The organism is Sphingobacterium tenebrionis (assembly GCF_037126265.1).
GTDB classification, from domain to species: Bacteria; Bacteroidota; Bacteroidia; order Sphingobacteriales; family Sphingobacteriaceae; genus Sphingobacterium; species Sphingobacterium tenebrionis.
The window spans coordinates 13,717-30,714 of sequence record NZ_JAYLLN010000045.1 but is presented as its reverse complement, the minus strand read 5'-3'; the positions used below and the strand labels follow the sequence as shown (position 1 = coordinate 30,714).

Sequence of the window (16,998 nt, the reverse complement as noted above, 5' to 3'; positions counted from 1 at the left end):
AGGAAAAGTACCTAAACAGGTTGGCACTGGAGTTCGATATGAAATTAGATAAGATACATTGACCTGATTAACAATAGGTTATACAACATGTCATTGGTAGCGTAGTCGAAGCATCTGTTCGTTTACTATCGTACAGATCCTTCGACTACGCTCAGGATGACAAAAAAAGAAAGGTTTAGAGCTTATGCTAATCGAAAGATTGCTTCGTCGTGCCTCCTCGCAATGACGATGTTAGCTTCCTCGCAATGACGATGTTAGCCTCCTCACAATGCCCCAGCAGCAAAAAAACAACAAATCTAAAACTTCACCCCTAATGTCATTACCACATTAGTCCTACTATTCTTAATCTCTGCTTCCGGAGCAGGAGATTTCCAGATATCATCCAATGTATACGTCACATCATAATAGGTCGAACTTTCATACTGCATGGCCGTTAAATCAATATACATCGCGTTAGGGAAAATATATCCCAATCCCAACGATCCAATATAACTGCCTTTGCTTGTATCCTCATAAGGCGAGCCCAAATAATTAAATCCTGCCCTACCTGTAAACCTATCCGTAAATACATACTCTGCACCAGCACGGAAATTAAAATTACTTTTGAAAATATTCTTCAGATCCATATTGATAGCATGCTCATCCGCAGAATTCGAATTGTAAGCCTCATTTACATACTTCACATTATCATATCCCACAAACTCCAAATCCGCAGATATCAAGCCTCTTCCAAAGAATTTAGTTAGTCCAATAGCTGTTTTCCATGGAGAAATAATAGAATAATCCCGACTTTCTCCACCTACTTCAGAAATATATTTCGGACGGATCTGATTCGTTGTTTTATCATCTTGATAATATTCCGCTTGGGTATCCAAATAATCATCAAATTTAATCGTGGTCCAAGTAGGAGAGGTAAAGGTCAATCCAAAGTTCCAATCCCACGATGGCTTTAAGATCATCCCGATATTAAAATTTGCACCATATCCAGTAGATTCGCTAGAATAACGATCGGTTAGCGCATAATTAATATCCGTATAGGAATTCTGAACCGATCCTGGCCTTAAGAACGGAGAATCTGGGTTGTCTGGACTAATCTCTTCTGTAGTCTTTGTCCATCCTCGTTCATACACGTCCCTGCTATAGGAGTTCTGATACGCCAATAACCCAACACCAGCACCGATATAAAAATTATGGCTGTAATTTGCTCCAATAGAAAAGTTGTTTATGTATTTGTGGCCGCCAGATAGGATATTAACCTGTTGCCCCTTCGGATCTCCTTCCAAAGCAATCGGAAAATACTCTTTTGGATTATCTCCGAAGGCTTCTACCAAGTAAGATCTTTTAAAATCATTGGTAAATGAGGGCGATCCAAACATTGCATCCGTAAGGGATTGTACTAAAGTGTTTTCCGAGTTAATGCCACTATAAACCACTTTATCATTGTAGTTGTTCTGCCTGTTAACACTTATTCCAATGTTAAAGTTCTGCCAACCCACATCTTGATTATAAGCAGTTGGAAATGCCAAAACAATACCGACATTATCAACCCCAAATTTGGCGAAATTCTTATTTTGGTTCTGACCATAAAAACTGGTCTTGTTGTTATTGTTCAACATGTTGAAGGATATCGACGCATCCGACTGTCCAAAAAAACCTAATCCGGCAGGGTTGCCAGATACGGAACTGATGTCACCTCCTAAGGAGGTATTCACACCGCCTAATGCCTTGAAACGTGCTGTACCATTGGATTCATCCAATGATAGAATTTTTGCATCATCAAAAATGGATTGGCCAAATGCCGACTGAACAGATAATAAAGTTAGAAAAGCGACTGGAAGTATATATTTTTTCATAGATATACAATATCGTTTTGATAAAAAGAAAATTTGGGTTAATAGGATAAATATATAGCCAATATAAATCTATATTGGCTATATGTATATATGTTAAGTTTGATTAACGTCTGCTGCCTCCGCCGCTTCTTCCGCTACCTGAAGAGGATGAAGAAGAACCGCCACCACTTCGGCCGCTGCTCATGCTTGAGCCTGAAGAACCGCTTCCCATGCTGCTTCCTCTGTCAAAACTACCTGATGAACGAGATGGCTCTGAACTTCTGGAAGTAGGTTGAGACCTATTAGAGGTGCTCGGTGTTTGACGAACGCCTTGAGATCTACTGGTTGGTGTTCTATCTACCGTACCTCTGGATGATGATGGCTGTGTTCTGCCTACATTTCCTTGTGGTCTAGTAGTAGGGTTTGATCTATTGATCCCTTCCGATCTAGATGAAGTACCTCTGGTAGTAGTTCCTTGAGAACGTGTTGTCCCTTGTGTACGGGAAGTGGTTCCTTGAGAACGGTTGGTAGAAGTTGTACCTCTGATACCTTCTGAACGGGAAGTTGTACCTCTATTGTTGTTGATTCTATCGTTGCTTCTGCTCACGGTACCTCTTTCACCAGATCTTGATGTAGATCCTACGCGGGAGCTTCTATCTGTAGCCGCACGACCAGTCTGGATTCTTCCTGAACGGTCCCTTGCAATTACGGAAGAACGACTACCACCAGCATTGCTATAGATACGTTGGCTACGGTCAGATGGCGTACGATAATTTCGGTTGCCATTGTTTCTTACGTTGTAGTAAGGATTTCCCCACTGGCTGTAGTAGGAGTTATATCCCCAGTATCCGCCTCCATAGTAAGAGCCGTATCCATACCAAGGATTAGCCCATCCGCCATTATACGGATAGTCCCATCCATAACCATAGTAGGGCCTGTTCCATCCCCAGCCGTATCCATGCCAAGGATATCCCCATCCCCAGCCCATGCCAATGCTCCATCCGAAACCGGAGTTCCATCCGAAACCAAGGCCATAGCCATACCATGGGTCAAAGAAAGGATCATAATATCCCATTCCTGGCGTGTTATAATAGAATCTGTTGATGCGGTTTGCATATTCCAATTCTTCGAATTCGCCATCAACGTATGCTTCGTCAGAATATTCATCCGCATAATATTCCGATTCAGCGATGGTCTCACCACCTACTTCATCGGTATAATAGTAGTCTGGGCTCTGGTATACACCACGTGTATCCCGGTTATTATAAACATCGTCGCGATACACTGTCTGTTGGCTTGTCGAACAGGAGCTTAAGAAAGCAACGAATGCTAAAGCTAACCATCCCATTAATATCTTCTTGTTTTTCATGATGCTAAAACAGTTAAATTTCGATAATACAGTACTTATTTATTATCTTAGACGCAAAATTAATTGCGGGGTTTAATCAAACACTCAAAAATACTAAATATTTTTATTTTTGTAAAAAATGCTGCTCAACAGCAATTTAACGCATATTTTGATAATATAATTTTCAATTAAAGAATGAGTAAAGGAATTACAAGCCGTAGTGAGGATTATTCACAATGGTACAACGATCTAGTCATTAAGGCAGATCTTGCAGAGTATTCTGCAGTAAGGGGATGTATGGTCATCAAGCCATACGGATATGCGATTTGGGAGCGCATGCAAGCGATCCTGGATAAGCGTTTCAAAGAAACAGGCCACTCAAACGCCTATTTCCCCTTATTTATCCCCAAATCATTCTTTTCCAAAGAAGCTTCCCACGTAGAAGGTTTTGCTACCGAATGTGCTGTGGTAACCCATTACCGTCTAAAAAATGATGGCAATGGTAAGATAGTTGTTGATGAAGAGGCTAAACTGGAAGAAGAGCTTATCGTTCGTCCAACTTCTGAAACCATTATCTGGAATACCTACAGAGGCTGGATCGAATCCTACCGTGACCTTCCTATTCTGGTCAACCAATGGGCCAATGTGGTTCGTTGGGAAATGCGTACGCGTTTATTCCTGAGAACTGCCGAATTCCTATGGCAGGAGGGACATACCGCACATGCTACCCAGGAAGAAGCGATCGCCGAAGCAGAACAAATGTTGGAAGTATATGCAGAATTCGCAGAAGGAACCTTAGCTGTTCCGGTGGTTCGCGGTCGTAAAACCGAGAATGAGCGTTTTGCAGGAGCGCTTGATACCCTTTGTATCGAAGCATTGATGCAGGATGGAAAAGCATTACAGGCAGGAACTTCCCATTTCCTTGGACAAAACTTTGCAAAAGCTTTTGATGTGAAATTCACATCCAAAGAAGGCAAGTTGGACTACGTATGGGCAACTTCTTGGGGTGTTTCCACACGTTTGATGGGCGCATTGATCATGGCGCATTCCGACGACCAAGGATTGGTATTGCCTCCAAAATTGGCACCTATCCAGGTGGTCATTGTACCTATATTTAAAACGGAGGAGGAAAAGGCGAATATTGATGCCTTCGTGGATCAGTTGAACAGTTCCCTTAAAGCGCAAGGTATCTCCGTAAAATACGACGACCGCGATACCCAACGTCCAGGATTCAAATTCGCAGAATGGGAATTGAAAGGTGTTCCATTGCGCGTAGCTGTTGGTGCACGTGATATGCAGAATGGAACTGTAGAACTTGCCCGTCGCGATACCCAGACGAAAGAAACAGTAGAACAAAATGGTTTGGCAGAACGAATCATTGGGTTGCTAGATGAAATCCAAGATAATATTTACCAAAAAGCATTGAACTTCAGAGATACCCATATTACTGAAGTTAATTCATATGATGAGTTCAAACAGGTTTTGGAAGAAAAGGGTGGCTTTATTTCCTGTCATTGGGATGGAACCGTAGAAACGGAGAAACGTGTGAAAGAGGAAACCAAAGCAACTATCCGTTGTATTCCATTGGATGCAAAAGACGAAGAAGGTGTTTGTATTTTCACTGGTAAACCTTCTAATAAAAGAGTGCTTTTCGCAAAGGCTTATTAATGAAAAGAATTTTGATATTGGGCTGTGGATGGTTGGCCGAAGAGTTTGCCCATCTACAGCTTAAAAATATGAATCAAGTCTGGGCGACCACGACTACTGAAGAAAAATACCATCGCCTTAAAAACGATGGTATTTTTGCCTATGTCCATAATTTTGATGGAGCAATAAATAAGGCGTCCAATACAATAGAATCCAACCCAGAAAATATTCTTGCGGAAAGCTTGAAAAACTTCGGTCCTTTTGATCTCATATTGACATCCATTCCAGCAACCAATAGAAATACAGTTGAAGAGCTCCAAATCCGATTTTCAAATGTTTATTCTTTATTAAGTAGACTTGAATTCGAGCAACATATTTTTCTGAGTTCGGTAGGCATCTATCCCGATATGGATGGTTTTTTTGATGAATCCAATCATCAGACAACACACTTGAACCCCAAATTACTTATGGCAGAAGAAGCAATGTTGAAATTACCTAATACCCATGTCTTCCGCTTGGGTGGTCTATTTGGCAAACAACGCATTTTTGCAAAATATTTTGAGGACAGAATCGTCCAGACTGGAGATCAACCTGCCAATTTTATCCATTTGGAAGATGTTTGTGGGGTACTGGATCAGGCACTGCACAAGGGTTTAAAAGAAACCATATATAACCTGGTAACACCTGAACATCCTTTGAAAAAAGAAGTAATCCTTGCCTCGGCAGAAAAATACGGTTATAAAAAGCCTCTCGGTTTCCAACCGGAAAACAGTTTTCAGAAGATCGTTTCAGGCAATAAAATCGCACAGGAGTTGAATTATGGATTTAAATATCCTTCTCCATTGTATTTTTAATAACTTAGTCAGATTAAAATTTACAGATATGAATTATAAGTTTGCAACCAAAGCAATTCATGCTGGTCAAGAATCAGACCCTACAACAGGGGCGGTAATGACTCCGATATACCAAACATCAACTTACCAACAAAAATCGCCAGGCGACCATAAAGGATTTGAGTACTCCAGAGGTACCAACCCTACCCGTAAAGCATTGGAAGATTGCCTTGCGGCTTTAGAAAACGGAAAACACGGTTTAGCCTTTTCCAGTGGGATGGCGGCTACCGATTGTGTATTGCGTTTATTGAAACCGGGCGATGAAGTGGTAACCGGTGATGATCTATATGGTGGTTCTTACCGTATTTTTACCAAGGTTTACGAGCCATTGGGAATCGTATTTAAATTTGTGAATACCTCCGATCCAGAGGCGGTAAGGGCAGCGGTGAGCGATAAGACCAAGTTGATCTGGGTAGAAACACCGACCAATCCGACCTTAAAATTGGCAGATATTGCCGCTATTGCTGAAATCGCAAAAGCAAGCAATGCCTTATATGCAGTAGATAATACCTTTGCATCGCCTTACTTACAGAATCCATTGGATCTGGGAGCTGACATCGTTATGCATTCCGTGACCAAATATCTGGGAGGTCACTCCGATGTGGTCATGGGCGCATTGATCGTCAATGATGAAGAGCTATATAAACAATTATGGTTTTATTATAATGCCTGTGGTGGAACTCCAGGTCCTCAGGACGCATTCTTGGTGTTACGTGGTATAAAAACCTTACATCTTCGGATGAGAGCACATTGTGAAAATGGAAGGGCAGTCGCTGAATACCTTAAAAATCATCCTAAGATCGAAAAGATTTACTGGCCAGGATTTACAGACCATCCAGGTCATGAGGTGGCCAAAAAACAGATGAAGGACTTCGGAGGAATGGTTTCCATTGTATTGAAAGGTGCTGATCTGCAGGAAACATTCCGAATCGCTTCGCAATTCAAGGTGTTTACCTTGGCCGAATCGCTAGGTGGTGTAGAGTCACTGATCAACCATCCTGCCACCATGACCCACGGATCTATTCCCAAGGAAGCTCGTGAAAAAGTGGGTGTGGTAGATAATTTATTGCGATTGTCCGTTGGGGTAGAGGATGCGGAAGATTTAATCGCTGACTTGGAACAAGCGTTGGGAAAATAATTGATCAACAAGGATCATATACCTCAATTTATTCTCATTATTATTTTTAATAGCTCACATACTTTTGTACATTTGTGCAGCTTTTATTAGGATTTAACAATTATGGAAAATACAACAGTAGAAAGACCAGCAAAACATACGGACAATAACGCAAACCGTACCGAATATTATGTTCAATTAACCATTGCTATCGTAATCGGTTTAGTAGGGGTATTCATCCGTTTTGTACCAGATGTAATCCCGGCTTTGGGACAGATGGGATCTATATTCTCTTGGATTGCTAACATTGCTATCATTATTGCTTCTTTCTTAGCATTCAGAGTTGTTTTCGCAATCTTAGGTTTCGGAAAAAAATAAGGTTTATTCCTAAAGGGTTTTAAAACTCGAAAGTCTAAACTAAGGATATTTAAAAGGCCTTGAATCATTTGATCCAAGGCCTTTTTTTATGGGCGATGTTTCCAGACCAGAGCCCAATTTATATTTTCAATTGGAAATTCCGCTTTCCAATTAGTTTAAGATCGACCAAGTAGCGTATGGAATTCTTGATAAAGCCAAGATCAAACCCAATACATAAAAAATCAAAACCGTTTGGTTTGCTTTTTTAGGATCCGCAATTTTCTTTGCTTTAGAATATCCAATAGTAATCAATACGATCGCAAGAACCATCGCGATAGGATGTTCAACGGTGTACAACCTGGAAACACTATCCTTCATGGTTTCGCCCGAAAGGTTCTCAAAACCTCTTGAGGAAGTGAAGTATAGTATAAAACCAATAATCAATTGTAAGTGGGCACTGATCAATCCGATCAAAGCAATCTTACGGTTGAAAGGTTTGTTGCCCGCATAATTAGCTAAGGTGATCAAGATCGCGACCACTAAGGCAAGTAGCAATACAATTGCTAATGTGGAATGTAGATGTAGCATAGTTTCTATAAATTTCAATCACAAATATACTATTTTGAAAGTCGTTTGTCGCCTAATTCTTTAAACTCTGACTTAGCTTTGAAATTAGGGAAGGTATTTTCCATGGATAGGGTATATCCTATGTCAAAGAATAACCTGGTATCCGCGATTATCCCATCAAATTTCCAGTTTTCATCCAGTTGATCGGTTACCGCATGGTATCTTCCGGCCAGTGCATTCCGACGGGTAGCTAAGGCAGCGGTATCCGTTTCTAAATAATCTCCCGCACTGCCCATATATAATCCAGGAATTCCCTGTTTCACAAAGTTGAAATGATCCGAACGGTAAAATCCACCAGAGGTCGGACTTCCTTCAGGTTTTAAGGTTCTACCGAATTTCTCGCCCGATCTGATGGCATAATCCTCCAGTTCCGTCTGTCCGGTTCCTACCACCGAAAACCCATTTTGTGCTCCAACGGGATTAAAGGAATCCATGTTCAGGTTGGCTACTGTTTTGTTCAATGGGAAAATGGGATGTTCCGCATAATATTGGGAGCCCAATAATCCTTGTTCCTCAGCCGTTACAGCTAAAAATACGATCGTTCTTTCCGGTTTTACCTTTGCGGCTTTGAAAGCCTTTGCGATTTCAAACAAAGCAGCCACACCGGTCGCATTGTCTATCGCACCATTGAAGATGGAATCTCCGTTGGATACCTCTCCAATTCCTAAATGGTCCCAATGTGCGGTATATATAATCGTTTCATCGGCACGTTTGCTTCCTTCGATCTTTGCCAGTACATTATTTGATTTCGATTCCCGGAAACTGTTCTTTAAGGAGACGTTCGTGGTTAGATTCATCGGAACAGCCTTAAATCCTTTTTTCTTGGCATCTTCCATAACCTTCGGATCCAAACCAGCAGCCTTGAATAATTTGTTTGCTGTTTCACCTGTTACCCAACCTTGAAAAGCCACTTGGTTCTTTCCTTTGTTTTCAGGAACCAATGACAATTGCGGACCAGTCCAACCACCTCTTACCACATTCCAACCGTAGCTGGCAGCAGCCGTTTCATGGATGATCAGGACACCTGCAGCACCCTGTCTGGATGCTTCCTCAAATTTATAGGTCCAGCGACCATAATAGGTCATGGTATCTGCTTTAAACAGATTTTTATCATAGCGGCCAGGATCAGAAACCATCACCACAACGGTCTTTCCTTTCACATCCAAACCCTCGTAATCATTCCAATTATATTCTGGTGCCACGATTCCAAATCCTGCAAAAACCAGCTCTGTATTTTCTACCTGGATGTGCTCTTCCATCCTTGGCGAACCAATCACATAATCATCCAGAAAATCAACCGTAACATCGGTATTTTTCCCTTTGAAGGTAAGCGTATTCTCCACTGGCTTTGCGTCGATCTCCACCATAGGCACCTCTTGGAAATAAGAATCTCCGTTCCCTGGTGCTAAGCCCAAGGCTTTAAACTGCTCTTGGATATAATTGACCGTAAGGGTATCACCTTTTGTAAAGGGTTTTCTTCCCAAAAATTCATCTGATGCTAAAGTGGCCACATAGTTTTTGAAGCCCTCCTCCGTGATGGCATGGATGGCTGTGGAATCCAACTTACTGCTATCAAAGCTTCCAGATTCGGAACCTGATTTACAGGACACCAAACCCAGTAAAGCCGCAGCAAAAAAATAGGTCGTTTTTTTCATTTTTAATGGTTTTATGGTTTTTCTATCGGAAAAACTTCAGCAATAGGATGGAACAGGTAGATCCGCTGGGTAGAAACCTCCAGGCATTTATACCTTTTTCGAAGTTTCTCCTGTTTCTGGAATACCCTTCCGCTCTTGATACTGAAGTACTGTTGGAACTCCAGCGTGTCAATCGTCACGATCTCCTCCCGTTTGCTGTCATAGTTTTTCAACGTCTTGTATAGATTCAGATCGGTGCAGCTAGAAGCTGCCGGATTGTTCATATACTTGACCAAAGCGCTGGTCACATCTGCCGGAAATAGATTCAATCTGATGAAGGGATCCATTAATCCCTTAAAGTTATTCTTCCATTCCGTCCCATGTGGCCTAACCTTGTTCTTGTGGTTCTGCCAGGTTTTCAGATGGGCAAATTCATGAACCGTAGTGATGAGAAAAGAAAATGGATTCAAATCATGGTTAATGGTAATCTGATGGGGTTCATTTTTGAATGGCGAACGATAATCGCCGAGTTTTGAACTCCGTGATTTGGTCACCTTGAACCTACAGGCAGTATCATTGATCCATTGGGAAATGATCGGCGCTGCAGCTTCTGGAATATACTTGCTCAACTGTTTGCTAAAATCCGGCATGAACTACAAACATATTAGTTTAACATTAGAATTAATAATATAAAATATTCAAATTTCCCGTTGGAAACAGAATTAACTATATTTGAGGGTAAGTCAAAACATACATGTTAAGTAAACTGCTGATAAAAAACTATGCATTGATAGATGCATTGGATATTTCATTCGACCATAAACTCAATATCATTACCGGGGAAACCGGAGCCGGTAAATCCATCATTATGGGGGCATTGGGGCTTATCCTTGGCAACCGTGCCGAAAGCAAACATTTTTTTGATGAAAAATCAAAATGTATCATTGAAGGACATTTTGATGTGCAGCATTATCAGTTGCAGGACCTCTTTCAGCAGCTTGATCTGGATTATGATGACTTATCCATTATCCGTCGCGAACTTCATGCCGACGGAAAATCCCGTGCATTTGTAAATGATACACCCGTGACCTTGCAGACCTTGAAAGTATTAGGCGAGCGATTGATCGATATCCATTCCCAGCATGCCACCTTACAGATCAATACCGAAGCTTTTCAGTTATTGGTATTGGATACTGTAGCCCAGCATACTGACCTGTTGCAGGATTATAAACAACAATACCAAAGCTATAAAAAGTCCAGTCAGGAGCTTAAAGATATGGAAGAGGACCTGGCAAAATCCAGGGCGGAATACGATTATCAGCAATTTATTTTCAATGAATTGGAACAGGCGAATCTGCAGGAAGGGGAGCAGGCTGAAATGGAAGCCGAGCAGAGCCAATTGGAGAACGCGGAAGAGATCAAGCGCCAATTCCATGCAGCAGGTCAAGTCCTTCAAGGGGAAGAGATCAATGTATTGGATAGTCTGAAAGCTGCATCTAATGCGGTGCAGCAAGGAATCCGATATTTGCCTTCTGCTGAACATATAAATGAACGCATGCAATCCGTGATCATTGAATTGAAGGATATTGCAGCAGAAGTGGAGCAGATCGCGGATGGGGTAAGCATGGATGAAGAAAGATTGACCTTGATAAATGAACGTTTAACGGTGCTTTATGATCTTCAGAAAAAGCATCGGGTGGATCATGTGGAAGGGTTGATTAAATTGCGTGAAGAATTGGAAGGCAAAATGCAGTCTTCTTCGGATTTGGAAGAAAAGATCGAAGCATTGAAGAAAAGTTTGGAAGTTGTATTTGCAGAGCTGCAAACCAAAGCGGAAAAGATCAGCTTGAACCGGGAGAAGGCGACTAAGATATTGGAGAAGGAGGTGACACAGGTATTGGCGAGAGTGGGAATGCCACATGCGCAATTGAGGGTGGAACTGAAAAGATTGGATAAATTTAAATCGACGGGACAGGATGAAGTTTCCTTTCTGTTTTCGGCAAATAAGGGGCAATCTTTGCAGGTTATTCATAAGGTAGCTTCGGGAGGGGAGTTGTCGAGGGTGATGTTGGCGATTAAGTCGCTGGTGGCAAAAACTTCGGCATTGCCTACGATAATTTTTGATGAGATTGATACGGGGATATCGGGAGAGGTGGCTTTAAGGGTTGGGGAATTGATGGAAGAACTGGCGGAGAATATGCAGGTGATCAGTATTACGCATTTACCTCAGATTGCTTCACAGGGATATAGCCACTTTAAAGTGTATAAAGAAGATAAAGGCGAAAAAACAAAGTCTAATATTGTGTTGATGGATAAGGAGGAGAGGGTAATGGAAATTGCGCAGATGTTAAGTGGAGCGAATCCGGAAGCCACGGCTGTACAGCATGCACGGGAGATGTTGAAGTAAAAAAAACGTCCTTGCGAGGAATTTTACGTCATTGCGAGGAACTTTACCCGTCATTGCGAGGAACGAAGCAATCTTTACACTAATCGAAAGATTGCTTCGTTCCTCGCAATGACGAATGGCTCCTCGCATTAGCGAAAACCTCGCAATGACGAGTATATCTAATTACCTACTAAACCCTCCGTCAATCCAACTTTGATTAACATTTTTTCAGGTCTAACAGGTGCTCCAGTACCTCTATATTCCGCATAAACAGCAACCGATCCAACAGCATAGTTCGCAGTGAAATGGTAATCACGAATGGTTCCTGGCAAAAGCTCATAAAGATTGGAATGACTCTCAAACAAAGCTGCTACACTTACAATTCCATCTTCAAAAATTACTTCATCTAAATCCGGCTCATCAATGATTAATTCATAAGTTGGACGATCAGCAGTAATTGCTTTCCAAGCTGAAGGTTCAATAGTATACACATACGTATAAGTCCTAGTAGAGTTCGGATCCATTACCTCTTTAGTACAAGAACTAAAGCTGACCAAACTTGCTGTTGCAATTGCAAAGGCTAATAAAAGTTTTTTCATGAGAAGAGTTATTATATTGTTATTAATCTGTTTCTTATGGGTTAAGACAACCCAAACCCCAAAAAGTTTAAACCTTTTTAACAAATATTTTGCCATAAAAAAAGCCGGATGATACTCATCCGGCCTTTCCTATACAAAATTGACCTTAGTCTTTTTTCTTATTATCCTTAGATTCAGAGGCTAAAGAAGAATCGTCCTTCTGGTTTTTTCCGGCAGAAGAAACCACAATTTCTTGTTTTTCTTCATTGTAATCCACCAAAATAGTGTCCCCATTTTTCAGATCTCCTTTAAGGATCTCCTCTGCGATCGGGTCTTCCAAATATTTCTGGATCGCACGTTTCAACGGACGGGCTCCAAAATTACTGTCATAACCTTTCTCCGCAATATGGTTCTTCGCTTTCTCTGTCAAGTTGATCGGATGTCCCAATGCTTCGATACGGGCGAATAAAGATTTCAATTCAATATCAATGATTTTGAAGATATGATCTTTGTTCAACGAGTTGAAGACAATAACATCATCAATACGGTTCAAGAACTCCGGTGCAAAAGCACGTTTTAAAGCCGTTTCAATCACACCTCTGGAATGAGAATCAGCTTGGTTCTCTTTCGCAGCGGTTGTGAAACCAACCCCTTGACCAAACTCTTTCAATTGGCGTGCACCAATGTTCGAAGTCATGATAATAATGGTATTGCGGAAGTCCACCTTACGACCCAAACTATCAGTCAACTGTCCTTCGTCCAAAACCTGTAACAACAGGTTGAAAACATCCGGGTGAGCTTTTTCGATCTCATCCAACAAGACAACTGCATACGGCTTACGACGAACCTTCTCGGTCAACTGACCTCCTTCTTCATAACCAACATATCCTGGAGGCGCTCCCACCAAGCGGGATACCGCGAATTTCTCCATATATTCACTCATGTCGATCTGAATCAATGCATCTTCTGAATCAAACATGAAACGGGCAAGTTCTTTTGCCAATTCCGTTTTACCAACGCCGGTCGGACCTAAGAAGATGAAGGAACCAATAGGTTTCTTCGGATCTTTCAATCCTGCTCTGGTACGTTGGATCGCTTTCACCAATTTCTGAACAGCATCATCCTGGCCGATGATACGACCTTTCATGGAATCGCCCATGTTCAATAATTTCTGGCTGTCCGTTTGGTTCACACGTTGAACTGGAATACCAGTCATCATGGATACTACCTCGGCCACATTATCTTCCGTTACGGTATATCGTTTGGTTTTGGTTTCCGCTTCCCAAGCTGTTTTTTCCTTCTCTAATTCCTCGATCAATTTTTTCTCGGTATCACGAAGTTTAGCAGCTTCTTCATATTTCTGCGAACGAACGACCTTGTTCTTCTCTACTTTCACATCCTCTATCTTCTCTTCGATATCGATGATACTCTGAGGGACATGGATATTGTTCAAGTGTACACGAGAACCTGATTCATCCAAGGCATCGATAGCCTTGTCTGGTAAGAAACGATCCGTAATATAGCGCGTAGTCAAAGACACACACGCCTCGATGGCTTCTGGGGTATAGGTTACATTGTGGTGTTCCTCATACTTGTCCTTGATACGGTTCAAAATCTCGATCGTATCATCATAGGTAGTCGGCTCCACTGTTACCTTTTGGAAACGACGATCCAATGCGCCATCTTTCTCTATATACTGACGGTATTCATCCAAGGTAGTTGCCCCGATACATTGGATCTCTCCACGAGCCAATGCCGGTTTGAACATGTTCGATGCATCCAATGAACCTGATGCACCTCCAGCACCAACAATGGTGTGGATCTCATCAATGAACAATATAACATCTGGTGATTTTTCCAATTCGTTCATCACCGCTTTCATCCGCTCTTCAAACTGACCGCGGTATTTTGTACCTGCAACCAAGGATGCCAAATCTAGGGTAACTACACGTTTATTGAATAGCACACGAGAAACCTTCCGTTGGATAATCCGTAAAGCCAATCCCTCAGCAATGGCTGATTTACCTACTCCTGGTTCTCCAATCAAAATCGGATTGTTCTTCTTCCTTCTGGAAAGAATCTGAGATACTCGTTCAATTTCTTTTTCACGACCAACGATCGGATCCAATTTACCTTCCTCCGCTGCTTTCGTCAAGTCACGACCGAAATTATCCAAAACTGGAGTTTTCGATTTGATATCAGAAACCTTCTTAGGGGTTGTAAATTGCGATTCTTCTTCGTTATAATCCTCATCACCTCCGGAAGGCGAATTCGATGCCTCATCGGTGATGCTGGTCGCATTCTGTTCTACTTCTGTTTTGAAAACATTGTAGGAAACATTGAACTGTGATAAAATCTGTGAAGCAATATTATCCTCATCCCGTAGGATGGCCAATAATAAATGTTCGGTTCCAATAATATCACTCTTAAATATCTTAGCTTCCAAATAGGTAATCTTCAATACTTTTTCTGCCTGTTTAGTCAGTGGCATGTTACTGATCGATGTACGGGAAACAGAAGGCCCCATAACGGCCTCCTCTATGGCTTGCCTTACAGCGGCCATGTCAACGCCGATATTCTTCAATATCTTGATCGCTACTCCATCGCCCTCACGGATAAGACCAAGTAATAAATGCTCTGTGCCTATATACTCGTGTCTTAAGCGAAGTGCTTCTTCTCGAGAGTACGAGATCACGTCTTTGACCCGGGGTGAAAATTTTGCTTCCATTAAATTCCTTTCTCTATTAAATCGGGTGATAATTGTATAAATGTAATAAAAATACCCTTTACACCCTTTTGTTACTTTATATTTTTATCAACAATTAGACCATAGCGCGAATACTATCAAATTGTCAGTAATTCCATTATCTTTGTGGAAAAAGTTTCATCATCCTTATGTCAGACGAGAAAATTATCTTTTCCATGGCAGGCGTGAATAAAATTCACCCGCCATCCAAGCAAGTACTCAAGAATATCTATCTATCCTTTTTCTATGGAGCTAAAATAGGGGTCATTGGTTTAAATGGTTCCGGAAAATCTTCCCTATTGAAAATCATCGCCGGTATCGATAAATCCTACCAGGGCGAAGTGGTGTTCTCACCAGGTTATTCTGTAGGTTATTTAGCACAGGAACCCGAATTGGATAAAACAAAGACGGTATTGGAGATTGTGGAAGAAGGTGTTGCTGAAACAAAAGCCATCCTTCAGGAATATGAAGATATCAATGAAAAGTTTGGTCTGCCGGAAGTCTATGAGAATCCTGATGAAATGGATAAATTATTGGCTAGGCAAGGCGAGTTACAGGATATGATCGATGCGAGCAATGCCTGGGAATTGGATTCGAAATTGGAACGCGCCATGGATGCTTTACGTTGTCCAGAGCCGGACACCTTAATTGCCAATTTGTCAGGGGGTGAGCGAAGAAGGGTGGCGTTATGTCGTCTTTTATTGCAAGAACCAGATGTCTTGTTGTTGGATGAGCCTACCAACCACCTGGATGCCGAATCCATCGATTGGTTAGAGCAACATTTACAGCAATATAAAGGTACGGTAATCGCCGTAACCCACGACCGTTATTTCTTGGATAATGTGGCCGGTTGGATCCTGGAATTAGACCGTGGTGAAGGTATTCCTTGGAAAGGGAATTATTCTTCCTGGTTAGATCAGAAAGCCAAACGATTGGCTCAGGAAGAAAAACAGGAAACCAAGCGTCAGAAAACATTAGAACGCGAATTGGAATGGGTAAAAATGGCACCAAAAGCCAGACATGCCAAATCCAAAGCCCGATTACATAATTATGAAAAATTAGCCTCTGAGGAAACCAAAGAACGCGAAGAGAAATTGGAGCTGTTCATTCCTCCAGGCCCTCGATTAGGCAATGTGGTGATCGAAGCAACCAATGTATCCAAAGCCTATGGCGATCGGATCTTATTTGAAAATTTAAGCTTCTCCCTTCCTCCAGCAGGTATTGTGGGTATTATCGGTCCAAATGGTGCCGGTAAAACGACCCTTTTCCGATTGATCACAGGTCAGGAAGAACCAGATTCGGGAACATTCCGGGTAGGAGAGACCGTGGCTCTGGGCTATGTAGACCAGATGCACGATGATCTGGATGCCAACAAATCCGTTTGGGAAAATATTACCGATGGAAATGAGAACATCCAATTAGGAAATCGTCCGGTGAATTCCCGTGCTTATGTTTCCAAATTCAATTTCAATGGCGCCGACCAACAGAAGAAAATCGCTGTATTATCCGGTGGTGAACGCAATAGGGTACACTTGGCCATTACCTTGAAAAAGGGATCCAATGTGCTATTACTCGATGAGCCGACCAATGACATCGATGTGAATACCCTGCGAGCCTTGGAAGAAGGTTTGGAGAATTTCGGTGGATGTGCAGTGATCATCTCCCACGACCGTTGGTTCCTAAACCGCATCTGTACGCATATTCTTGCCTTTGAAGGGGATTCGCAAGTCTACTTCTTCGAAGGAAATTATACCGAATACGAAGAGAACAGAAAGAAACGTTTAGGTGATGTAGGTCCGAAAAGAATTAAGTATAAAAAACTTGTAAAATAAA

The 16,998-nt window shown here is 41.8% G+C and carries 13 protein-coding genes; 6 read left to right on the top strand and 7 right to left on the bottom strand.

Annotation, left to right across the window (positions count from 1 at the left end):
* Positions 1–296: 296 nt before the first annotated feature.
* The gene (locus tag VJ786_RS14745; protein ID WP_099366574.1) at positions 297–1,853 is read right to left on the bottom strand and encodes an OmpP1/FadL family transporter; all 1,557 of its coding nucleotides are present in this window, start codon (positions 1,851–1,853) and stop codon (positions 297–299) included.
* A 103-nt stretch (positions 1,854–1,956) separates the two neighbouring features.
* The gene (locus VJ786_RS14740) at positions 1,957–3,201 is read right to left on the bottom strand and encodes a DUF5320 domain-containing protein (RefSeq protein ID WP_336557974.1); all 1,245 of its coding nucleotides are present in this window, start codon (positions 3,199–3,201) and stop codon (positions 1,957–1,959) included.
* Positions 3,202–3,375: 174 nt separating this feature from the next.
* On the opposite strand from VJ786_RS14740, the gene proS reads away from it, so the two are divergent.
* The 4 genes from proS (at position 3,376) to VJ786_RS14720 (ending at position 7,215) form a co-directional block, all read left to right on the top strand.
* On the top strand, positions 3,376–4,848 hold the full coding sequence (gene proS, locus VJ786_RS14735; RefSeq protein ID WP_099366576.1) for a proline--tRNA ligase: 1,473 nt from the start codon (positions 3,376–3,378) through the stop codon (positions 4,846–4,848).
* Positions 4,848–5,681 (top strand): Rossmann-fold NAD(P)-binding domain-containing protein, encoded by an 834-nt coding sequence (locus tag VJ786_RS14730; RefSeq protein WP_336557973.1) that lies wholly within the window; start codon positions 4,848–4,850, stop codon positions 5,679–5,681. Before proS ends, VJ786_RS14730 begins: the two co-directional genes overlap by 1 nt.
* 28 nt (positions 5,682–5,709) lie before the next feature.
* Complete coding sequence (locus VJ786_RS14725; RefSeq protein ID WP_099366578.1) at positions 5,710–6,858, top strand: cystathionine gamma-synthase; 1,149 nt, start codon at positions 5,710–5,712, stop codon at positions 6,856–6,858.
* A gap of 102 nt (positions 6,859–6,960) precedes the next feature.
* A complete protein-coding gene (locus VJ786_RS14720; protein WP_099366579.1) occupies positions 6,961–7,215 on the top strand; it encodes a hypothetical protein in 255 nt (84 codons plus the stop codon).
* Between the two features lie 150 nt (positions 7,216–7,365).
* On the opposite strand, the gene VJ786_RS14715 is transcribed toward VJ786_RS14720, so the two are convergent.
* From VJ786_RS14715 to VJ786_RS14705, 3 genes are read right to left on the bottom strand one after another with little or no spacing between them, the layout of a single operon-like run.
* Positions 7,366–7,782 (bottom strand): hypothetical protein, encoded by a 417-nt coding sequence (locus VJ786_RS14715; RefSeq protein WP_099366580.1) that lies wholly within the window; start codon positions 7,780–7,782, stop codon positions 7,366–7,368.
* 29 nt (positions 7,783–7,811) lie between these two features.
* The gene (locus tag VJ786_RS14710; RefSeq protein ID WP_099366581.1) at positions 7,812–9,476 is read right to left on the bottom strand and encodes a M28 family metallopeptidase; all 1,665 of its coding nucleotides are present in this window, start codon (positions 9,474–9,476) and stop codon (positions 7,812–7,814) included.
* Between the two features lie 11 nt (positions 9,477–9,487).
* Complete coding sequence (locus VJ786_RS14705) at positions 9,488–10,105, bottom strand: SprT family zinc-dependent metalloprotease (protein WP_099366582.1); 618 nt, start codon at positions 10,103–10,105, stop codon at positions 9,488–9,490.
* Positions 10,106–10,209: 104 nt separating this feature from the next.
* Between VJ786_RS14705 and recN the strand changes: the two genes are divergently transcribed.
* Positions 10,210–11,862: a DNA repair protein RecN gene (gene recN, locus VJ786_RS14700; RefSeq protein WP_099366583.1), complete on the top strand. Its 1,653-nt coding sequence runs from the start codon at positions 10,210–10,212 to the stop codon at positions 11,860–11,862.
* A 158-nt stretch (positions 11,863–12,020) separates the two neighbouring features.
* Here the strand turns inward: recN and VJ786_RS14695 are convergent, their stop codons facing one another.
* Entirely contained in the window at positions 12,021–12,536 is a 516-nt protein-coding gene (locus VJ786_RS14695; RefSeq protein ID WP_099366584.1) for a hypothetical protein, read from the bottom strand.
* Positions 12,537–12,585: 49 nt separating this feature from the next.
* Entirely contained in the window at positions 12,586–15,147 is a 2,562-nt protein-coding gene (locus VJ786_RS14690; RefSeq protein ID WP_099366585.1) for an ATP-dependent Clp protease ATP-binding subunit, read from the bottom strand.
* A gap of 167 nt (positions 15,148–15,314) precedes the next feature.
* Here VJ786_RS14690 and ettA point away from each other — a divergent pair, with 167 nt between their 5' ends.
* Positions 15,315–16,997, top strand: a complete 1,683-nt coding sequence (gene ettA, locus VJ786_RS14685) for an energy-dependent translational throttle protein EttA (RefSeq protein WP_099366586.1) — start codon at positions 15,315–15,317, stop codon at positions 16,995–16,997.
* Position 16,998: the final 1 nt, after the last annotated feature.

Coding starts and splice junctions, on each gene's coding strand:
- VJ786_RS14745 (WP_099366574.1), bottom strand. CDS start 1,853: ATGAAAAAATATATACTTCCAGTCGCTTTTCTAACTTTATTATCTGTT.
- VJ786_RS14740 (WP_336557974.1), bottom strand. CDS start 3,201: ATGAAAAACAAGAAGATATTAATGGGATGGTTAGCTTTAGCATTCGTT.
- proS (WP_099366576.1), top strand. CDS start 3,376: ATGAGTAAAGGAATTACAAGCCGTAGTGAGGATTATTCACAATGGTAC.
- VJ786_RS14730 (WP_336557973.1), top strand. CDS start 4,848: ATGAAAAGAATTTTGATATTGGGCTGTGGATGGTTGGCCGAAGAGTTT.
- VJ786_RS14725 (WP_099366578.1), top strand. CDS start 5,710: ATGAATTATAAGTTTGCAACCAAAGCAATTCATGCTGGTCAAGAATCA.
- VJ786_RS14720 (WP_099366579.1), top strand. CDS start 6,961: ATGGAAAATACAACAGTAGAAAGACCAGCAAAACATACGGACAATAAC.
- VJ786_RS14715 (WP_099366580.1), bottom strand. CDS start 7,782: ATGCTACATCTACATTCCACATTAGCAATTGTATTGCTACTTGCCTTA.
- VJ786_RS14710 (WP_099366581.1), bottom strand. CDS start 9,476: ATGAAAAAAACGACCTATTTTTTTGCTGCGGCTTTACTGGGTTTGGTG.
- VJ786_RS14705 (WP_099366582.1), bottom strand. CDS start 10,105: ATGCCGGATTTTAGCAAACAGTTGAGCAAGTATATTCCAGAAGCTGCA.
- recN (WP_099366583.1), top strand. CDS start 10,210: ATGTTAAGTAAACTGCTGATAAAAAACTATGCATTGATAGATGCATTG.
- VJ786_RS14695 (WP_099366584.1), bottom strand. CDS start 12,536: ATGGCAAAATATTTGTTAAAAAGGTTTAAACTTTTTGGGGTTTGGGTT.
- VJ786_RS14690 (WP_099366585.1), bottom strand. CDS start 15,147: ATGGAAGCAAAATTTTCACCCCGGGTCAAAGACGTGATCTCGTACTCT.
- ettA (WP_099366586.1), top strand. CDS start 15,315: ATGTCAGACGAGAAAATTATCTTTTCCATGGCAGGCGTGAATAAAATT.